Annotated in this window: 17 protein-coding genes and 1 tRNA gene; 6 read left to right on the top strand and 12 right to left on the bottom strand. The window is 63.3% G+C overall.

Annotated features, from left to right (window positions below):
• Nucleotides 1-3 precede the first annotated feature (3 nt).
• On the top strand, nt 4-1,128 hold the full coding sequence (locus tag DBQ51_RS09755; RefSeq protein ID WP_159068140.1) for a tyrosine-type recombinase/integrase: 1,125 nt from the start codon (nt 4-6) through the stop codon (nt 1,126-1,128).
• A gap of 169 nt (nt 1,129-1,297) precedes the next feature.
• Here DBQ51_RS09755 and DBQ51_RS09750 read toward each other — a convergent pair.
• From DBQ51_RS09750 to DBQ51_RS09735, 5 genes are all read right to left on the bottom strand, one after another.
• Nucleotides 1,298-1,374, bottom strand: a tRNA-Val gene (locus DBQ51_RS09750).
• A 61-nt stretch (nt 1,375-1,435) separates the two neighbouring features.
• On the bottom strand, nt 1,436-1,564 hold the full coding sequence (locus DBQ51_RS17365; RefSeq protein ID WP_256435173.1) for a hypothetical protein: 129 nt from the start codon (nt 1,562-1,564) through the stop codon (nt 1,436-1,438).
• Nucleotides 1,565-1,582: 18 nt separating this feature from the next.
• Nucleotides 1,583-2,710, bottom strand: a complete 1,128-nt coding sequence (locus tag DBQ51_RS09745; protein WP_107631429.1) for a sodium ion-translocating decarboxylase subunit beta — start codon at nt 2,708-2,710, stop codon at nt 1,583-1,585.
• Nucleotides 2,711-3,000: 290 nt separating this feature from the next.
• Entirely contained in the window at nt 3,001-7,302 is a 4,302-nt protein-coding gene (locus DBQ51_RS09740; protein WP_107631428.1) for a M56 family metallopeptidase, read from the bottom strand.
• An 18-nt stretch (nt 7,303-7,320) separates the two neighbouring features.
• Entirely contained in the window at nt 7,321-7,692 is a 372-nt protein-coding gene (locus tag DBQ51_RS09735) for a BlaI/MecI/CopY family transcriptional regulator (protein ID WP_054327380.1), read from the bottom strand.
• A 186-nt stretch (nt 7,693-7,878) separates the two neighbouring features.
• Here DBQ51_RS09735 and DBQ51_RS09730 point away from each other — a divergent pair, with 186 nt between their 5' ends.
• The 3 genes from DBQ51_RS09730 to DBQ51_RS09725 all read left to right on the top strand — a co-directional run bounded on the left by DBQ51_RS09730 (nt 7,879) and on the right by DBQ51_RS09725 (nt 8,808).
• Nucleotides 7,879-8,316, top strand: coding sequence for a hypothetical protein (locus tag DBQ51_RS09730; RefSeq protein WP_054327379.1), 438 nt, complete (start codon nt 7,879-7,881; stop codon nt 8,314-8,316).
• Nucleotides 8,317-8,331: 15 nt separating this feature from the next.
• Nucleotides 8,332-8,475 carry a sodium ion-translocating decarboxylase subunit beta gene (locus tag DBQ51_RS16575; protein WP_147573789.1) on the top strand — a complete coding sequence of 48 codons (144 nt, stop codon included), beginning with the start codon at nt 8,332-8,334 and terminating at the stop codon, nt 8,473-8,475.
• 66 nt (nt 8,476-8,541) lie between these two features.
• A complete protein-coding gene (locus DBQ51_RS09725; RefSeq protein WP_054327378.1) occupies nt 8,542-8,808 on the top strand; it encodes a barstar family protein in 267 nt (88 codons plus the stop codon).
• A 36-nt stretch (nt 8,809-8,844) separates the two neighbouring features.
• Here DBQ51_RS09725 and pth read toward each other — a convergent pair whose 3' ends face one another.
• From pth to DBQ51_RS09710, 3 genes are all read right to left on the bottom strand, one after another.
• A complete protein-coding gene (gene pth, locus DBQ51_RS09720) occupies nt 8,845-9,483 on the bottom strand; it encodes an aminoacyl-tRNA hydrolase (RefSeq protein ID WP_054327377.1) in 639 nt (212 codons plus the stop codon).
• Nucleotides 9,484-9,534: 51 nt separating this feature from the next.
• A complete protein-coding gene (locus DBQ51_RS09715) occupies nt 9,535-11,184 on the bottom strand; it encodes a DAK2 domain-containing protein (protein ID WP_107631427.1) in 1,650 nt (549 codons plus the stop codon).
• A 93-nt stretch (nt 11,185-11,277) separates the two neighbouring features.
• Nucleotides 11,278-11,628 (bottom strand): Asp23/Gls24 family envelope stress response protein, encoded by a 351-nt coding sequence (locus DBQ51_RS09710; RefSeq protein WP_054327376.1) that lies wholly within the window; start codon nt 11,626-11,628, stop codon nt 11,278-11,280.
• Nucleotides 11,629-11,849: 221 nt separating this feature from the next.
• Between DBQ51_RS09710 and lexA the strand changes: the two genes are divergently transcribed.
• On the top strand, nt 11,850-12,440 hold the full coding sequence (gene lexA / locus DBQ51_RS09705; protein ID WP_054327375.1) for a transcriptional repressor LexA: 591 nt from the start codon (nt 11,850-11,852) through the stop codon (nt 12,438-12,440).
• A 12-nt stretch (nt 12,441-12,452) separates the two neighbouring features.
• Nucleotides 12,453-14,495, top strand: a complete 2,043-nt coding sequence (recG, locus tag DBQ51_RS09700; RefSeq protein WP_107631426.1) for an ATP-dependent DNA helicase RecG — start codon at nt 12,453-12,455, stop codon at nt 14,493-14,495.
• A 46-nt stretch (nt 14,496-14,541) separates the two neighbouring features.
• Here recG and DBQ51_RS09695 read toward each other — a convergent pair whose 3' ends face one another.
• From DBQ51_RS09695 to pgeF, 4 genes are all read right to left on the bottom strand, one after another.
• The gene (locus DBQ51_RS09695; protein ID WP_054327374.1) at nt 14,542-15,444 is read right to left on the bottom strand and encodes a DMT family transporter; all 903 of its coding nucleotides are present in this window, start codon (nt 15,442-15,444) and stop codon (nt 14,542-14,544) included.
• A 50-nt stretch (nt 15,445-15,494) separates the two neighbouring features.
• On the bottom strand, nt 15,495-16,514 hold the full coding sequence (gene mnmA, locus DBQ51_RS09690) for a tRNA 2-thiouridine(34) synthase MnmA (RefSeq protein WP_107631425.1): 1,020 nt from the start codon (nt 16,512-16,514) through the stop codon (nt 15,495-15,497).
• A gap of 83 nt (nt 16,515-16,597) precedes the next feature.
• A complete protein-coding gene (locus DBQ51_RS09685) occupies nt 16,598-18,208 on the bottom strand; it encodes an ABC transporter substrate-binding protein (protein ID WP_107631424.1) in 1,611 nt (536 codons plus the stop codon).
• A 19-nt stretch (nt 18,209-18,227) separates the two neighbouring features.
• Nucleotides 18,228-19,028: a peptidoglycan editing factor PgeF gene (gene pgeF / locus DBQ51_RS09680; protein ID WP_107631423.1), complete on the bottom strand. Its 801-nt coding sequence runs from the start codon at nt 19,026-19,028 to the stop codon at nt 18,228-18,230.
• Nucleotides 19,029-19,067 lie beyond the last annotated feature (39 nt).

The following is a 19,067-nucleotide window of genomic DNA, read 5'->3' as shown; positions in this document are numbered from 1 at the left end:
GCCATGCCCGAAAAGCCCAAGAAAAAATACACCTACAAATACGTCAAGGCGATCACGGTCGGGCATAAGCCGGACGGCAAGCCGATCCGCAAGTATATCCGCGAGAACAACAAAGCGGTCTTTGAGCAAAAGGTGCGCTACTACCAAAACCTCAATGCCCACGGCGTGCAGATCGTCGGCCGGTCGCTCACAGTCGAGCAGTGGGCGTGGCAGTGGTATCACACCTACAAAGAGCCGAAGATCGGCGCGAGCCAGCGCATCAACTACGAGACCAACCTGCGCCGCCATATCCTGCCGGTGATCGGCTTTATGGCGCTGACCGCCGTGCGGCCTTACCACCTGCAGCAGCTCGTCAACGATGCCCGGCGCGAGGACGGCCAGCCGCTGGCGCAGGGCACGGTGCGGCAGATCCTGTACACGCTGCGGCAGATCTTCGAGCAGGCCGAGATCAATGGTCTGATCGAGGTCACGCCATGCCGCCGCATTGAGAACACCGCGACCGGCAAGGCAGCGCGGCGCGCGCTGACCCGGGAGGAGGAAGCGCTCGTCCGCAAGGTGGCCGCCCGGCACTGGGCGGGGCCGTGGGTGCTGCTCATGCTGGACTGTGGCCTGCGGCGCGGCGAGACCGTACCGATCGGCAAGGCCGACCTGTGCAAGGGCGGCACGATGCTGCGGATCAGCAGCGCCGTCACCTACGCCGAGGGCAATCAGGCCAAGCGCAAAGCCACAAAAACAGCGGCAGGGGAGAGGTACCTGCCCATGCCGCCCGCGCTGCTCGCACAGCTGGACACCTCCGGCCGCTATTTCTTCCACGGGCAAAACGGCAGGATGCTCACGCTCACCCATCTGCGCCGCATGTGGGGCAGCTTCCACCGCGCATGCGACAGGGAGGCCGGTGCCAAGCTGTACCGAAACAAGATCATCGAGCACGCTTTCGACCCGGCGATCACGCCGCACTATCTCCGGCACACCTACTGCACCAACCTACGCCGTCAGGGCGTCGACCTGAAAACCGCGCAATATCTCATGGGACACGCCAGCATCACGACCACAGCGAATATCTACGACCACGTCGACGTGGACGACATCGCCCAGCTCGGCCTGCACGAAGCAGCCAAAGAGGCGTGATATTTTGCAACACATTTGCAACGCATTTTGTCATTTGCCTGCGTTCGCGTCCGTTTTATCCGGTTTGTCGAAAAACCGCGAATACGGGAAAACCAGAACCGCAAAAGGGGAGAGCCTTGAAAAGTTCCCGAAAACACAAAAAACCGTCACTTTCGTGACGGTTTTTCACTGGTGGGGTTGGCGGGGCTCGAACCCACGACCTCTCGCGTGTGAGGCGAACGCTCTGACCAGCTGAGCTACAACCCCATTCATTTGGTTACCTGATTATTATACCAGAACAGGACGGGGTTTGCAAGCCTTTCTGCGGTCAAGTTTTATTGTTTTTATCCAGCCTCCCCATCAGCGCCACGATCAGGGCAATCACGATCAGCACGGTAAAAATACCCGCCATGCCCTGCCCGAGCAGGGCAATCGCCGTCCATACAGCTTCATTCATCCTTTACGCGCCCCTTTCTCACATGAAAAATCCAAGGATCACGCCGCCGGCCACGACCGAGGCGATCTGACCCGCGACGTTCGCGCCCACCGCGTGCATCAGCAGGTGGTTGGTGCAGTCGGCCTGCATGCCGAGCTTCTCGATCACGCGCGCGGACATGGGGAAGGCCGATATGCCTGCCGCGCCGATCATGGGGTTGACCTTGTTTTTGCAGAACAGGTTGAGTACCTTGGCAAACAGCACGCCGCCGATTGAATCCAGCACGAACGCGATCAGCCCCAGACACAGGATGAGCAGCGTTTCTTTTGTCACAAACTGCGCCGCGCGCATGGAGAACGAGATTGTAATGCCCAGCAGCAGGGTAATCAGGTTGGCCAGCTCATGCTGCGCGGTTTTGGACAGGCTCTCCAGCACGCCGCACTCGCGGATCAGGTTGCCGAACATCAAAAAGCCCACCAGCGACACGGACGCGGGCGCGACCAGTCCGGCGACGATCGACACCACAATCGGGAACAGGATGCGCGTGCGGCGGCTGACCTGACCGGCCGCGTAAGGCATTTTCATCGCGCGTTCCCTCTTTGTCGTCACCAGCTTGATCGCAAACGGCTGGATGATCGGCACCAGCGCCATATAGCTGTACGCCGCAACCGCAATCGCGCCGACATAGCGCGAGCCGAGCACCTGCGACACCAGGATCGAGGTCGGCCCGTCCGCCGCGCCGATGATACCAATGGAGGCCGCGTCGATGATGTCGAAGCCCAGCAGCGCGGCCGCGATGATGGTCAGGAAAATGCCGACCTGCGCCGCCGCGCCGAACAGGAACAGCTTGGGGTTTGCCAACAGCGGGCCGAAGTCGATCATCGCGCCGATGCCGATGAACAGCAGCAGCGGGAACGCCTCGCTCGCCTCGATGCCGGCTTCAAACAGCCATTGAATAATGCCGTTTGTCTCGCCCACGCCTTGCGTCATCTGGTCGATCACGCCGGAAAGCGGCAGGTTGACCAGGATCGCGCCGAAGCCCATGGGCAGCAACAGCGACGGCTCATACTGTTTTTCGATCGCCAGCCAGATCAGGAACCCACCGACGCAGTACATCACCACCTGCTGCCAAGTGATCGAAAGCAGGCCCTCATACAAAAATTCCACGTTACCGCCCCCTATACATAATATATGGCAGAATCTCCATTCCAGACGCCGCTTTCCGGACCTGGGATGCCTCTGGGAAAGACAAACAGACCTGCGTCTTCCCACAGGAAAACGCAGGTCTGGTCATTTCAGGCAACAGCCAGAACGGGATCGCACGCCCCGCCATGCTTGTTGGCGCTGCCGCGCGGCATGCCGCGCCGACTACTCCCCTTTGTTTAAGGATATCTTACCATCGGGCCCGCTGGGGTGTCAAGCGGAAACCCGCAAAGGATTCGCTAAGGTTTATCGGGTCAGTAGCCAAAGGCACCATCCTCCTGCACCCACTTGCCGTCTGCGCCGCGGTACAGGGTGAACGAGTAACCGTCGGCCTTGTCGCGCCATGCGCCTTCGCCGAAGCGCGCGTCGCCTATGACGGTAATTACATTGTCGATCGTCAGGCCGTCCTCCTGCACGTTGTCCCGCAGCACGCCGCTTTCCATAATGTTTTCCGACCATGCACGCTCGCTGGCCGGATCATAGCGCAGGTTTTCGACCGAAAACCCATTTGCCGCCGTGTAATCGCGCACGGCCTGGTACGCGGCCTCAATCTCATCCGGCGGGAACCGCGCTTCAAAGCTGCCGCGGTGCCGTTCCCAGGCCGCGCGCGCGATATCGTTGCCCGCAACCGCGTTTTCCACCTCCTGCGGCGACCAGCGCCACTGCAGGTCCAGTTCATGCAGGATATTCTCGGCATATGCGCCGTCCGACAGGCTAAGGTAATACGCCAGCTCCTCCACGGTGCAGCCGGAAAAATCGTTTGTTTCCTTGCGCATCATGTAGCTGTACGGGTCGAATTCCCAACCCGAGCCGCCCGCCGTGTCCAAAGACCACCAGACCGGCAGGTAGATGGGCTGCACCGCATCCCCCAGCCGCACGGCCCTCATGCCGACGCGCACCTGACCGCCGTCCGCAAAGGTATAGACCCAGCTTTCGCCCTGCTTCACCGGATGCACAATGCGGTCGCCCGCCGTGCCGCCCGACAGGCCGAGCGTCCATTCCATCGCCCGCGCCGGATCGCGCAGGGCGGTGAGCGAAGCGTTCGCCAGCAGGGCGCGCACCCGCGCTTCGCTGAACTCCGGCAGGCCCAGCCCGCTGTTGTCGTACCGCAGCAGGAAGCGTTCGAGCGAATCGGTCGGCGTGGTTTCATCCAGCAACCACTCCTGTCGGGTCAGGTGATAACCGCCCTTGTCGGAGGCCTCCAGCGCCTCCACCGCGCGGTATGGGCGGTGCTGCCTGTCCCACAGCTCATACGCCACCGTCGCGCTGCCGCCGTCTATCCCGACCGTGTCACGCTCGGTCCAGATCGTGCTGTCGTAGTCCCGCGTATAGCGCGCAAGCCCATCCAGAAACGCCACACCGTTCAGATAGGTTTCCATGCGCGCCCGCCGCTGGGCTTCGTCCGGCGCATGGATGGTAAGCGAGCCGCCGTCCAGCGCCCACGCGGCCTGATCCATCTCCTGATACGCGGCCGCGATGTCCCTGTCCTGCGTATCATACTGCACGTCGGACGCAAACGTCAGGTAATAGGTCAGCCCGTCGCGCTCGGCCAGCGTCTTGCTGGGTACCGGCCAGTCCTCGCCAAAGGTAGATTGCAGATAGTCTGTCGCTTCTACGGCAAGCATCATCACCGTACCCGCCCCATACGGGTCGGAGGTCGCTTCCGGCCACGCGTTTTTCAGGCCGAACATGGCGCAGCCATCCTTCTCGGTTACATACCCCTGCCCGACAAAGCACGCCGGCAGGGTGAGGGTATAGCCGTAGACGTCGTTCACATAAGCGGTGGAGTCGATTGTGCGACTGGCTTCCGCCGCGCCGCCCGCTATGCGGAATACGAATGCGGCGGTATGCGCCGTTCCATCCGCCGCCGTGTAGGACACGGTCACGCCGCGGTACACATCAGCCGGCTGCGTCGAGGACAGCGCCTCCGCCGTGATATGTTCCACGGGATAGCTGTACGACATGCTGGCCGCACCGCCCGTATAGGAAAAGCTGTCCGTTTCGGTCACCCGCTCGTCGTACTGGCGCGCACCGTCCTCACGGACGACCGCGTCCGCAATCGTGACCTCGCCAGCCGGCGTGGGGTCGAACAAAAGCTCGATGGTGTCGCCTGCCCGCAGCAGCGGGATGCTGCCCGCGGCGTTGCGCACCGCCTGCTCGGTGGTCTCGCCCACGGGCAGGCTTACCCCGCCCCCCGTGGCGGCAAAGCCCCCGTCAAGCGGTTCCGCCAGCCCGACCGGCAGCCAATAACCCTCGGTCTTCTCCATGCGCACGTCAACGGACGGGCTGCCGTCGATGAAGTGCAGGCGCACGACGGCTTCGGTATCCGTCTGCGAAACCAGTTCGGCGGTGAGCCATGTCCGCATCCGGATGTATGTTGTGTTGCCTTCCATCTCTTCGTATGTTTCACCGAAATAGCCGAAGATATTTTCGATTGCGGTCAGCGGCTGTTCCAGATCAGTGATCGGGCCGCCATTATAAAACGAGGCATTAACTACCGTTTCCCCGGTATTGCCGTATTGCAGGTCGGGCCAGGGCAGGCCTGAGTCATAATACAGGCCAAATATCTCACGCATGGTATAGCCCGCGTCCTGTCCTGCCAGCTGATCCTGTATGAACGACAGGTGATCGTCACACCGCTGCATTTTGGAAATGACCCTGCGGCCGTTTTCCTCACCGGCGGTAATTGCAATCGCGGAGCGGTAATCGGTCGTGCCGCCGCCGTACATCTGGAACACCGCGACACAGGTATTTGCCTCCTCGGTCGGTACGATCACATAATTGCGGTAGGAAGGCGACGAGCCGCCGTATTTGGTATACCATACGGCGTTTTCGTCCTCGCTGCCGGCAAGGTGCTGCTGCTGCCGCACCAGCGCCTGCTGCTCCTGTTCGGACAGCACCGGATACAGCGGCCACACCGACTTATATGCCACCGCGCGCGCGTACTGCTGCGCGAGGTCGGCGGCGGTACGGGCGTTTTCCCCGCCGCCGTAGGTATAGTCCTGCGGCTGACCGGCCGCCATAATGATACTGAGCTGTTCGCCATTGTCAAAGGTATGCCGCACCTCGGCCAGGTCGTTTTCACCGTCGTTGGTCACGTCCCAGCGGCGGACGACCTCCGTGCTGCCGCCGGACAGCCGCAAAATCTCTCTGCACTGCTCCGCAGCGTCGTCCGATGCCGTCCCAGTGTTTTCCGGCAGTCCGAGGTCGTTTTCGTACAGGATGCGGAATTCTTCCAGCGAGGTCACGCCATCCCGTGCAACCGGCTTTGCGCTTTTCATCATCCATTTGCCGTCCATATCGCGTTGAAAATCCAACTGCTGCACCGCCCGATAGGGGATGTTTCCCTGTTCCTCTATCAGCAGCAGGTCAGCTACGGCATAGGTTTCCTCCCCGCGCAGCACCGCTGTGCTGGCAAGCAGCTCCGCTTCGCCGTTGATATGCTCGTGTATCTGCGCTGCCCACCATTCCGCAATCTCCAGCCGCGTTTCCTCTGTCAATTTTTCCTTACTCTCTCCTACCGACACCGCGCAGCCGAGCGAGGCGACCAGCACCGCCGCAGCCACAATGAGCGCAGCGCCGCGCTTTTTCGCGCGCTTGTCGAACAGCCCTTCAAAGCGGCGCATGAGCGTTTCCTTATCCCCCGTGAAGCACGACACCAGCGCCCGCCGCTGCGCCTGTGCCTGCGCGGACCGCAGGATGGTTTCCCCGTAAGCGCGACGCTGACTCCCGTCCATACCGCGCACCACCGCGTCGTCGCACGCCAGCTCGATATCCTCCTGTGCAAAGCGCGTCAGCAGGCGCACCAGCGGATTGAACCAGTGTACCGACCGCGCCGCCACCAGCAGCAGCTTGAGCCACAGGTCGCCACGCTTATAATGCGTCAGCTCATGCCGGAAGATGAACATGGCGTCCTCTTCGGACAGGTCTTCCTGCGGCAGCCACAACACCGGCTCGGCAAATCCCGCGAGCATCGGACAGTCCGCCGCACCGCTCACACACAGCGGAATGGCGCGGCGGATGCCGAGCGAGCGCTTCTGCTCCTCGAAAATGCCGTGCAGCGCCTCGCTCTGCACATCCGCGGAAGCTTCCTTCAGGCGCCGGATGTAGCGGCGGTAATCCCGCGCCTGCCAAAACACGTTGTACAGCACGCCGGTCAGCCAGACCAGCGCCAGCACACCGTCCACATGAATGGCGCTTTTCCAGTTCTCCTGCACCTGTACGCTCTGCGTAAACTCGCTTTCGGTCATCCACGCGCCTCGCGGCAGTGAGGGCTGCGCCACACCGTCCTGCGCCGCACCCGCCGCCTGCGTCTCATCCTGATGATAGGTCACATACAGCGTCCTCTCGGGCGGCGTGAGCTGTATGGGCGGGTCGGGCAGCGTGAGCTGCACCGGAAAGAGCAGCCGCACCGCCAGCAGCGCCCAGATCACGCAGACCGCCCGCGCCGGATAGCGTTTTTTCAGCGTCCTGCGCAGCAAAAACAGCGCGAGCGCGACCGCCGACACCGTCAGGCCGGCCTGCGCCAGCCCCAGCAGCAATTCATTCTGTGCCATATCCTACCCCTCCTGTCCTTACCGCCCCTGCGCGTCCAGAAAGGCACGCAGCTCGTCGATATCCCGCTCGGTCAGCGCGCCCGCGTCCGACAGGCTCGCCACCAGATTTTTCACCGAGCCGCCGCACAGGCGCTGCACAAAGCTGCGGCTCTCCCGCTGGAGGTATGCCTCCTCCCGAACGAGCGGCGTATAATAGTTCTGCCGCCCCTGCTTTTCGCACCGCAGGAAGCCCTTTTCGCACAGTCGGGAGAGGAAGGTCAGCACGCTGGTCGGCTTCCACTCCTTGGGCGCGTTCTGCTGCACCTCGGCCGCGGTCACCGGCGGCTGAAGCGCCCAGATCGTTTGCATGACCTCCAGCTCCGCATCCGGCAGGCGTTTGATTTCGTCCATAGTCCCACCCCTTTTTCTACGGTTGTAAAACCTTTTTCCAGCCTTATTCTACATCAGTAGAATTTTCCTGTCAAGTCATACTTTGTTTACAGTTTGGAACATTGACAGCCCTCCGGTTTTACGGTATGCTAATAGTGTCCTGATATGGACAAAAGCCATATTTTTACGGATCAAGGAGCAAGTATCATGCGTAAATCGACAGCGCTTGGTTTTGCGCTCTGCGGCACCCTGCTGGTCATTCTCCTGTTCATCGCGGGGCGCATGCTGTACATCAAATTTTATCACCAGTCCTTTACCGATATCGCGGGCAAGGGCGTGCAGGCGTCGCTGATGCTGAGCGAAAACGACACCTCGCTCCCCGCAGTGACGGATGAAAAACAGATCGCTTCCTATACCGACCTGCTCGGCGGCTACACCTATACGCCCTATCCGCATTTTTTCCAGCCCGGCGATGATAAGCTGACCGCCAACCGCCTGACCGTCACCTTTGAAAACGGCAGCTCAATCAGCGTCAACGCGGACGGCTTTGTGTTTGTAGACGGCAAGCTGCGCGGCATCGAGGGGGGCCGCGGGCAGGAATTTTATCACAAGCTGTATATCCTGTTCTATCCGAACGCGACATAGGAAGAGAGGTGCGGAATGAAAAAGGCGGTATGCCTCCTGCTGGCGCTGCTGGGTACGGCTGCGCTGCTGGCCGGTTGCGCGCAGGCCGTTTCGGTCGGCGTGATCGGCGGCGCAGACGGCCCGACGGAGATCATTGTTTCCGGCCCGCGCGCGGAATAGGCTGAAAACCGGACGTCCCGTTTCCGGAACGGGCCTGCATTTTTCATATTTGGGGGAATGGACAAGATGAGGGAGCTGCTTCTGGATGCGGAAACCCTGTATACGCGCGCGCAGGCGCATGACGCGCTGGCAAAGGCGTTCGGGTTTCCGGCCGATTACGGGCGCACGCTGGACGCGCTTTACGACCTGCTGACCGCCTGCCCGCCCGCGCGGCTGACGCTGCGGCACGCGGAAAAGCTGGTTGACAACATGGGGAACTACGGCGAACTGCTGCTGCGCGTCCTGGCGGACGCGGCGGCAGAGAACCCGTCGTTCGTGCTTTCGGCCGAATAAAAGCAGCGTCCGGACCTGCGGGTCCGGACGCTGTTTTCACAGTCGCCTGCCGTTGTATTTCTGCGCGGCGGCGGCGCAGCCTTCCGCAATGATGCAAGCCGCGGCCTCCACCGCGTCCGCGCAGGCCTTGTCGATGGCTTTCTGCTCGTCCGCAGTGAACTTGCCCAGCACCCAGGCCGCCAGGTCGTAATCAGGATGCGGCTTTTTGCCCACGCCGATCTTGACGCGCGGGAAATCCTCGCTGCCCAGATGGTAGATGATGTTCTTCAGCCCGTTCTGCCCGCCCGCGGAGCCTTTCGCGCGCACGCGCAGCGTACCCACGTCGAGCGACACGTCGTCCGACAGCACGATGATGCGTTCGGGCGGTATCTTGTAAAACGCCGCCGCGTCGCGCACCGCCTCGCCGGACAGGTTCATGAACGTCTGCGGCTTCATCAGCAGCACGCGGCTGCCGCCGAGCGCGGCCTCGCCCACCAGAGCCTTGAATTTCATGCGGTCGATCCTCCGTCCGCTGCGCGCGCACCAGCCTTCGAGCGCGCGGAAACCCGCGTTATGCCGCGTGTTGTCATATTTGCTGCCCGGGTTGCCCAGGCCGACGACCAGCCATTCCACCGGCCCCGCCGCCTGCGCGGCTTTCTGCTCGTCCAGCTTTTTGAAAATATCGAATACTGACATGGTCCTTCTCCAAACAAAACGCCTCCCCCGACGGGAGGCGTCTGCTGTTTTTTATTCTACCGACAGGATATAATAGTACACCGGCTGTCCGCCGTCGATGACCGAGATCTCCATATCCTTGTTCTCGCGGCGCAGCAACGCCTCCACCTCGGCGGCCTGCTCCGCGCTGACGCCCTCGCCGTAGATCACGGTGGCGAACGCGCTGTCGTCGGTCACCATCTCGCGCACCAGCTTTTTAAGCACCACGCTTTCGCGGCCGCTCGCGCACAGCCTGCCTTCACACAGAGACAGGTATTCGCCCTGTTTGATTTTCTTTCCGTCGAACTCGCTGTCGCGCGCGGCGTAGGTCACCTGTCCGCTGCGCACCTGCGCCGCCGCGTCGGCCATCGCCGCCGCGAGGCCGCTGTCCTGCTCGCTGTCCAGATCGGCGGCGAGCATCGCGGAAATCCCCTGCGGAATGGTTCGGGTCGGCACGACCACCAGCTTTTTGCCCTCCGCCAGGTGCGCGGCCTGCTCCGCCGCCATGATGATGTTTTTATTGTTGGGCAGCACGAACACGGTTTCCGCCGGCACCGCGTCCACCGCACGCACGATATCGTCGGTCGAGGGGTTCATGGTCTGGCCGCCCTGCACGACCATGTCCACGCCCAGGTCAGTGAACACATTTTTCAGGCCGTCGCCCGCCGCGACCGCGACAAAGCCGTATTTTTTCTCCGGCGGGGCGATCACGCGCTCGGCCGGCGCGTCCGCCGTACCCTCGATCACCTTGGCGGTGTGCTGCTCGCGCATGTTCTCGATTTTGACCGTGAGCAGCGGGCCGAATTTCAGCCCCTCCTCCAGCGCTCTGTTCGGTTGGTCGGTATGCACATGCACCTTAACGATGTCGTCATCCTCCACTACAACCAGCGAATCCCCAATATCGCTCAGGATCGCGCGCAGGCGGCCGACGTTGCGGGCCTTGTCCTTGCGCGCGGCAATGAACTCAGTGCAGTAGGTGAACGTGATCTCCTCGTCCGCAATGGCGGCGAAGTCCGCGGCGGCCTTCGCCGCCGGCTGCGCGGCCGCGCGCTCCTTGCGGACGCCACGCAGCCCGTCCAGCATGCCCTCCAGGATGGTCAGGAAGCCGAACGCACCCGCGTCCACCACGCCCGCCTTTTCCAGCACGGGGTTCTGGTGTACGGTTTCCGCGAGCGCCTCCCGCCCGCGTTCGAGGACTGCGCAAAGCACCTGCTCTGCGGACAGCGCCGAATCGGCCTGACAGGCCTCGACCGCGTGCTGGGCGGATACGCGCGACACGGTCAGGATCGTACCCTCGGCCGGCTTCATGACCGCCTTGTAGGCGGTGTCCACGCCCTCACGCAGCGCGAGCGCCAGCGCACGCCCGTCCACCTGCTCCGCCTCGCGCAACTTTTTCGCCATGCCACGGAACAGCAGCGACAGGATAACGCCCGAATTGCCGCGCGCGCCGCGCAGCAGCGCGGAGGCGGCCGTGTCCGCAGCCTTTGCCAGCGTCGGCTCCTCCAGCTTGTCCAGCTCGGTCATGGCGGACGCCATGGTCATGGACATATTGGTGCCTGTATCGCCGTCCGGTACGGGGAACACGTTCAGTTCATTGGCGCGCTCCTTGTTTTCCGCAATGGCGAGCGCGCCCTCGATCACCATGGATTTGAAAAGCGCGCCGTCTATTTTCTGATCTGCCATATGCATACTCTCCCTAATCTCTGTTTTCAGACCGCGTCCGCGCCCCGCGAACGGCGGCGGTATGGGGATACAGGGGTCTGCACCCCCTGCTTATCAGTCCGCGCGAATGCTCTCCACATAAACGTCCACGTTTTTTACGTCTACACCGGTCAGACGCTCCACATGGTAGCGCACCTCGCCGATGATCGAGCGGCACACGGTCGCGATGTTCACCCCGTGTTCCACCGCGATGTGCAGGTCGATATCGACGCCGCCGTCCGGTGCCTCGGCCACCTTAACGCCGCGGGACTGGTTCTCCCGTCCGAGCAGGTGCGCCAGTCCGTCCGACATCGAGCGGATGGTCATGCCCTTCACTCCAAAACAGGAGGAAGCCGCATAGCCCGCGATGCCGGCCAGCACTTCGTTTGTGATTTCGATATATCCAAGATCAGTCTTGATCGTCATAGAAAACCCTCCCTGTGATTGGTTGGCTGTCTGGTTACTTACCTTATATTTTATATCAAATGCCCTGTAAATACAAGCAAAATGCGGAAAGCATGTCATGAATCTATAAATTTCCGGCAACAATAGAAACAAATGTTTGCTTTTCCCGCCATAATACGGTATAATGAAGAAAATGCGAACGTATGTTCCTTTCAGGCAAGGTGTGAAGGAGTGCAGACCCCATGAAAAAAATTTCCCCAAAACAGCAGCGCATCCTCGATTATATCAGCGAATTCTCCCTGGAGCATGGCTACCCGCCCTCCGTGCGAGAGATCTGCGCTGAAATGGACCTGCGTTCCCCCTCGACCGTACACGCGCATCTGAAAAAGCTGCAGGAGGCGGGCTATCTCGAGCCGAGCGACCATAAATCCCGCGCGCTGACGCCGGTCAGCGGCCCGTCCATGGTGCCGCGCGTCCCCATCCTCGGGCGGGTAACGGCCGGCCTGCCCATCCTTGCGGTGGAGGAGCATATCGGATACGTCCCGTTCGAGCCGGCGGCCGGCGGCGGGGAATACTATGCCCTGCGCATCCGCGGCGATTCCATGACCGGCGCCGGCATCCTGGACGGCGACCTCGTCATCGTCCGGCAGGACGCGCAGGCTCGCAGCGGCGATATCGTCATCGCCCTGCTGGAGGACGAGGCCACCTGCAAAACGCTGAACCTCACGCAGGACGGCGTATGGCTGATGCCGGAAAATCCGGCCTACCCGCCTATCAACGGTACGGGCTGCCAGATCCTCGGCGTGGTCAAAGCGGTCTATCGGGAATATTAAGGAGCGACGCCTATGCCGGCACTGGACGACAGCATCCAATTCGTCAAGGGCATCGGCCCGAAAAAGGCGAAGCTGTTTGAAAAACTGCACATCCGCACCCTGCGCGACGCGCTTGAGACCTATCCGCGCGACTATGAGGACCGCACCCGCATCACCCGCATCGCGGATATCGGCGCGGAGGACAAATACACCGTCCGCGCGGTCGTGGGTACCGAACCCAAGCTCAGCCGCATCCGCAAGGGGCTGACGCTGGTCAAATGCACGATTTTTGACGAGTCCGGCTTACTGCACGTCACCTGGTTCAACAACCCTTACGCCGCCGCGCTGGTGCGCGCGGGGCAGGAATATGTGTTTTACGGCCGCATACAGGGCTTTGGCCGCGCGCGGACGCTCATTTCGCCCCAGTCCGAAAAGGTCGCGCCGGACGCGGACCACCCAGGCCGCATCGTGCCGGTCTATCCGCTGACCGCGGGGCTGACCCAGCGCGACCTGGAGCGCGTGACCGAAGCCGCGCTCGCCGCCGTGCCGGGCGACTGGCCCGACCCGCTGCCCGAGGTGCTGCGCGCCAAATACCGCCTGCCGGACGCGGCCGACGCGCTGGCCGCCATCCACCGCCCACAGACAGCGGACGAAGTTGCCGAGGCGCGCCGCCGCATGGTGTTCGAGGAGCTGTTCCTGCTGTGCTGCGGCCTGCAGCAGCTCAAGGAGCGCCGCCGCGCCGATTCCGGCATCCTTTTCGCGCAGGGCGGGCTGGACGCCTATCTGGACGCGCTGCCTTTCGCCCCCACGGGCGCGCAGCGCCGCGCGATCGGGGAGGTTGCGGCGGACTGCGCCTCCGGCAGGCCGATGAACCGGCTGGTGCAGGGCGACGTCGGCTCGGGCAAGACGGTCGTGGCGGCAGCGCTGTGCGCCCTGGCCGCGCAGAACGGCTGGCAGGCCGCTTTCATGGCGCCGACCGAGATCCTCGCCGTCCAGCACGCGGAAACGCTCGCCCCCCTGCTGGGCCGGCTGGGCATTTCCTGCACCCTGCTCACCGGCTCGATGACCGCGGCGCAGAAGCGGTCCGCGCTCGCCGCAATCGAAACCGGCGCGGCGCAGGTCGTGGTCGGCACGCACGCGCTCATCCAGCAGGGCGTGGCCTTTCACCGGCTGGGCGCGGTCATTGCGGACGAGCAGCACCGCTTCGGCGTGGCACAGCGCGCCGCGCTTTCGGCCAAGGGGGAAACGCCGCATGTGCTGGTCATGTCAGCTACGCCCATTCCGCGCACGCTCGCGCTCATTCTGTACGGCGACTTGGACGTATCCGTGCTGGACGAGTTGCCGCCCGGCCGCAGTCCGGTCGAGACCTACGCGGTGGGAGAAAATATGCGCCGGCGCATCACCGCCTTTATCGACAAGCAGATTGCGGCAGGCGGGCAGGCCTACGTCGTCTGCCCGCTGGTCGAGGAGGGCGAATTAAACCTCAAAAGCGCGGAGCAGCACGCAAAGGACCTGCAGGCCGCCCTGCCGCACCGCCGCGTTGCCGTGCTGCACGGCCGCATGAAAAACGCGGACAAGGAGCAGGTGATGCGCGATTTCGCCGCGCGGCAGTATGATATCCTGGTCGCCACGACCGTGATCGAGGTCGGCGTGGACGTGCCGAACGCCAACCTGATGGTAGTGGAGGACGCGGACCGCTTCGGCCTGTCCCAGCTCCACCAGCTCCGCGGGCGGGTCGGGCGCGGGCCGCGGCAGTCCTACTGCGTGTTTTTCGGCGCGGACAAGGGAGAATCTGCCCGCGAACGCCTGAAAATCCTGTGCCGGACCGGCGACGGGTTCGAGATCGCGCGCGCCGACCTCGCCCAGCGCGGGCCGGGCGACTTTTTCGGCCGGCGGCAGCACGGCCTGCCTGCGCTGCATGTTGCTGATCTCGCGGCCGACCTCGCACTCATGCAGTCCGCCCGCGAGGAGGCCGAGGCCATTCTTGCCGCCGATCCGCGTCTGGAGGGCTATCCAACCTTATCTGCGCGCGTGCAGCGCATGTTCGCCGCACGGGACGACGAGGTGTTCAACTAAAAGGGCGGAAGCCGCTATGGCTTCCGCCCTTTTTCCGTTTATGCCCTTATGCGTCCTCTCCGCCCGCCGGCTTTTCCCGCCGCTCGGAGAGCACTAGGCCGGCCAGCGCCAGCACGGTGCCCAGCCACATGATTGGCGTCATAGTTTCGTGCAGGATGAGCGCCGAGCTGATAATGGTGATCACCGGCGTGGCATAGATGTACGCGCTGGTCTTGACCGGCCCCAGCAGGAACACCGCCCGGTTCCAGGTCACAAAGCAGGTCGCGGAGGCCAGCAGGCCGAGGAAGAGCAGGTTCGCGACGTGAAGCGGCTCGGTCCATGCAGACAGCAGCGCGGGAAAGCCCTCGAGCAGGGCGGGCACCAGCAGGAACAACAGGCCGTAGCCGAAAATGCGGCAGGTCAGCGGCACGGTGCGGTAGCCCATCGCGCCCAGCTTGCGCACGATCACCGAATACACGCCCCAAACAAACGCCGCCCCCACGCCGAGCAGTACGCCGCGCGGGTCGAGGTTCAGCTCGCTCACCCCCGCCAGCGACGTCATCGCCACACCCGCTATCGCGCACACAAAGCCGAGGAAAAACCAGCGGCTGAGTTTCTCGCGCAGCACGACCGCCGCGACCAGCGCGGTGAACAGCGGTGCCGCCGCCACGATCACGCCGACCAGGGACGCGGAAATATAGGTCAGCGCGATATTCTCCATCAGAAAGTACAGCGACACGCCGGTCAGCCCCGCCAGTGCGAACAGCAGCTCATGCTGCCATTTCTGCGGCCTGACGAGCCCGCGCCCTGCGGCGAACAGCGCTACAAAGCCCAGCCCGAAGCGGGCGACCATGATTTCCAGCGGCGTGAACGCGCGCAGCAACACCTTGGTCGAAACAAATGTCGTACCCCATACCAGCACAGTCAGCATAGCGAGCAAATGCCCCTGCAGCCTGTGATTTTCCCTCATGGTATCCCCCTCTCTATGCAGCGGTCGCGGCCATCCGCGCCCCGGCGGGCTCAGCAGATAAAGCCCCCGCCGATCACAATATCGTTGTCATAAAACACCGCGCTCTGCCCCCTTGCGGGCGCGCGGACCACGTCCTCGAACATGATGCGCGCGCCGCCGGCCTCCGGATAAACCAGCGCGCGGTCGCTGCGCCTGGAAAAGCGCACGCGCACCTCGCAGGGGAACGCGCCGTTTTCCGCGTATTCGGGCGCGATGTAGTGTACGTCGCGCACCTTGATTTCCTTTTCGAACACGTCCTCGAGCGACAGCACCACCTCGTCGGTCTCCGGCCGCAGCGCGTGGACGAACAGGCGGCCTGCCGCAGCCACGCCCAGCCCCTTGCGCTGGCCGACCGTATAGCAGTGCAGCCCCTTGTGCCGCCCCAGAACATTGCCCGCCTCGTCCACAAAATTGCCCGGCGGGCAGGCCGCGCCGTGGCGCTCGAGCCAGCCCTGCACATCCCCGTCCGGAATGAAGCAGATATCCATACTGTCCGGCTTTTCGGACACGGACAGGCCGATATCGCGCGCCGCAGCGCGGGTTTCGTCCTTACCCGCACTTTCCCCCAGCGGGAACAGGCAGCGCGCGACCGTCCGCCGCGGCAGGCGGTGCATCATATAGGTCTGATCCTTTTCCGCGCGGGCGCGCAGCAGGAGCGCGCGCCCCTGCGCGTCCCGTCCGGTGCGGGCGTAGTGGCCGGTGGCGACATAGGGCGCGCCGATCTCATCCGCATAGTCGGTCAGCGCACGGAACTTGACCAGCGGGTTGCACACCACGCACGGGTTAGGCGTGCGCGCGGTGCGGTAGCAGTCCGCGAAATAGGCGCACACTTGCTGCTCGAACGCCTCGCGCCGGTGCGCGACGTAAAGCGGGATGCCCAGCTCGTCTGCCGCCTGCTGCGCGGCCTCCGTGCCGCCCAAACCGACCTCCAGGAACAGCCCGTATACCGCAAAGCCCTGCGCGCGCAGGCGCGCCGCCGCGACCGCGGAATCCACGCCGCCTGATAATCCTAACACAACTTTTTCCATCATTCTTGTAAAATCTCCTACTGTTCGGGGCTGCCATCAAAAAGAAAATGAGCGCCCCGCGCTCATTTTCACAGAACGTCCGCCGCTTATTCGCCGGACGAGGTCCACTCCTCCAGCCCTGCAAACGCATTGTACGGCGCGGGGCTGAAATTATCGATCAGGCCCTTGCGGATGATCAGCTGCCCGCACTCGAACGCGATCGGGATAAAGGGCATTTCCTCCGCGAACGCCGTGTAGAACGCCGCGAGATTGTCACCGCTGCGCGCGGCTGCGACGGCGGCGGACATGGTCTGGCTGGAATAGCCGCCGTAGTTCAGGCTGCCGTCGGAGGAAAGCAGCGGGCGCAGGTCAAAATCCGGCGTCAGCAGCGTTTCCCCATAATATACGTCAAAATCGCCCGACTGCAGCATGGACACATAGGTTTCATACGGCTGCCGGTCCACGGTCACCGACACGCCGACCGCTTTCCAGGAGGCCGCGATCTGTTCCGCCGCCGCCACCTTAAACGTATTGTTGGCGTTGACGAGCAGCCGGATGGACAGGGCCGCGTCCCCGCCGGACGCGCCGCCGCTGCCGGTATCCGTCCCGCCGGCCTCTCCGTCGGCGTCTTCCTCACCCGTATCCGTTTCGCCGTCGTCCTGTCCCGTGTCCCCCGCGCCGCCGGCCTGCTCCAGTCCCTCGCGCAGGAGACGCGCGGCGGTCTCGGTATCGGCGGACATATTGAGCGTCAGCCCGTCGGCTGCGGGCTGCGGATTGACCGGCAAGACCGCCGGCGCGGCAAAGGTCTGCAGCTGCGTGTCGCACAGGCTCTGCCGGCCGAGCGCGGCGCTGAGCGCCTGCCGCACCTTGGCGTTGGCAAGATAGGGGTTGCTGTAATTGACGCCCAGGTAATGCAGGTCCGCGCTCGCGGTGCGCACGGTGTCGATCGACCCGCCGATGATCGTACTCGCCCCGTCGGGTGCGATGCGCGGCTCGCGCAGCAGGGAAACATCCCCTGTGCGGAAGCTGGATTCCGCGGCGTCCGCCCGTGTCATGGGTACCAGCGTGATATGGCGGATGGAGCCGAGGACCCCGCCGTGCCAGCTCTCATTGGCCTCCAGCTTCCACTGGTTGCCGTCCTTGACCGGCTGGAACGGGCCGGTCCCGTCGGCGAAGTCGCCGCTTTCGGCCGAACCCTGCCGGTAGATCGGGATGTCGAGCAGGCGGGGGAAATTAATGTTGGGCGAGGACAGCACGATACGCACCTCGCTGCCGGACAGCGCCTCGATCGAGGCAGCCTCGACCAGCCGGTTATGGTACGGCGACGCCTCATTATACTGCGCGGCCTGCAGGCTGGCGACCACGTCGGCCGCAGTCAGCTTCTCGCCCGACCAGAACGTCACGTCGTCCCGCAGCGTAAAGGTGAACGTTGTCCCATCGCCCGTATACGATGCGCATAGCACATTTTGCGCGGTAAAATTGCCGCTGACCTCGAACAGGCCTTCATATAGCGCCTCGCACAACAGGCGGTTGATGCTGGTGCTGTCCAGCACCGGATTGAGCGTGCCGTTCTGGTACCAAGCCATGCCAAAATATGCGTCCGACACCTCGACCGTATCAACCGGCCCGTCATCCCCGCCCAGCCCGCCTTCCCCGCAGGCCGTCAGCAGGCAGAGCGCCGCCAGCAGTGCCGCCAGCGCGCGTTTTTTCCATTTCATAAAACGGACTCCCTTTCCGTCACAGGCAGATCACGCCGCCCTGTACGCCGCGTACGCCGCGGGTCGCGCGGTGCGACCAGAATTCATCGCTGTGGCACATGGTACACAGCCCGCTGTCGATCACGTTTTCCGGCGCGAGCCCCGCGTCCCGCAGCAGCTTTACGCCGATGCCCTGCAGATCGACATGGAATTTTGCTCCCTTTTCCCGAATATAGGGCCGTACGGCCACGCCGAGCAGGCGCTCCATCGCCTCCGGCACATCCGCGTCGGTTTCAAAGCACTCCTGCCGGATGGACGGCCCCAAGACCGCGATCAGGCTCTCGCGCCTCGCACCCAGGCGCGCCACCATCACCTCCACGGTTTTGGGCAGGATGCCGCCCGCCATGCCGCGCCAGCCCGCATGGGCCACGCCCGCAGTATGCGTCGCCGGATCGTACAGCAGGGTCACTACGCAGTCCGCGTAAAAGCCGCAGAGCGGCGTGTCCGGCAGCGCTGTCACGATCGCGTCCGACCGCCACGCCATCGGGCGGTGCAGCCCCATGCCGGCCTGCTCCTCCCCGACAACCGAAACCTCGGTTTCGTGGATCTGACGGGTCAGCGTGAAGCGTTTTTCATCCACGCCGAGCGCTTCCGCCAGGCGGCGGTAATTTTCCCGCACGCTGGTCTCCTCGTCCCCCCGGCTGAAGCCCAGGTTGAGGCTTTCACAGTGTCCCGTGCTCACGCCGCCGTACTTAGTCGTAAAGGCATGCCGCACCGGCAGCCGGCGGCAGGTATAATAAACAAATGGGCCGCTCTGAACGCGGCACATGGATCGATGCATGCGTTTTTCCTCCCGATTCAGTTGTATTATTATATCAAA

It is taken from the genome of Agathobaculum massiliense (assembly GCF_900291975.1).
Lineage (GTDB): Bacteria > Bacillota > Clostridia > Oscillospirales > Butyricicoccaceae > Agathobaculum > Agathobaculum ammoniilyticum.
This window is presented reverse-complemented; position numbering and strand designations above follow the sequence as displayed.

Bases quoted from the DNA above. Each gene is read 5' to 3' on its own strand.
- pgeF (WP_107631423.1), bottom strand. From the start codon at position 19,028: ATGCATCGATCCATGTGCCGCGTTCAGAGCGGCCCATTTGTTTATTAT.
- DBQ51_RS09685 (WP_107631424.1), bottom strand. From the start codon at position 18,208: ATGAAATGGAAAAAACGCGCGCTGGCGGCACTGCTGGCGGCGCTCTGC.
- DBQ51_RS09695 (WP_054327374.1), bottom strand. From the start codon at position 15,444: ATGAGGGAAAATCACAGGCTGCAGGGGCATTTGCTCGCTATGCTGACT.
- DBQ51_RS09735 (WP_054327380.1), bottom strand. From the start codon at position 7,692: ATGGACGAAATCAAACGCCTGCCGGATGCGGAGCTGGAGGTCATGCAA.
- DBQ51_RS09740 (WP_107631428.1), bottom strand. From the start codon at position 7,302: ATGGCACAGAATGAATTGCTGCTGGGGCTGGCGCAGGCCGGCCTGACG.
- recG (WP_107631426.1), top strand. From the start codon at position 12,453: ATGCCGGCACTGGACGACAGCATCCAATTCGTCAAGGGCATCGGCCCG.
- DBQ51_RS09755 (WP_159068140.1), top strand. From the start codon at position 4: ATGCCCGAAAAGCCCAAGAAAAAATACACCTACAAATACGTCAAGGCG.
- lexA (WP_054327375.1), top strand. From the start codon at position 11,850: ATGAAAAAAATTTCCCCAAAACAGCAGCGCATCCTCGATTATATCAGC.
- mnmA (WP_107631425.1), bottom strand. From the start codon at position 16,514: ATGATGGAAAAAGTTGTGTTAGGATTATCAGGCGGCGTGGATTCCGCG.
- pth (WP_054327377.1), bottom strand. From the start codon at position 9,483: ATGTCAGTATTCGATATTTTCAAAAAGCTGGACGAGCAGAAAGCCGCG.
- DBQ51_RS09715 (WP_107631427.1), bottom strand. From the start codon at position 11,184: ATGGCAGATCAGAAAATAGACGGCGCGCTTTTCAAATCCATGGTGATC.
- DBQ51_RS16575 (WP_147573789.1), top strand. From the start codon at position 8,332: ATGAAAAAGGCGGTATGCCTCCTGCTGGCGCTGCTGGGTACGGCTGCG.
- DBQ51_RS09730 (WP_054327379.1), top strand. From the start codon at position 7,879: ATGCGTAAATCGACAGCGCTTGGTTTTGCGCTCTGCGGCACCCTGCTG.
- DBQ51_RS09725 (WP_054327378.1), top strand. From the start codon at position 8,542: ATGAGGGAGCTGCTTCTGGATGCGGAAACCCTGTATACGCGCGCGCAG.
- DBQ51_RS09710 (WP_054327376.1), bottom strand. From the start codon at position 11,628: ATGACGATCAAGACTGATCTTGGATATATCGAAATCACAAACGAAGTG.
- DBQ51_RS17365 (WP_256435173.1), bottom strand. From the start codon at position 1,564: ATGAATGAAGCTGTATGGACGGCGATTGCCCTGCTCGGGCAGGGCATG.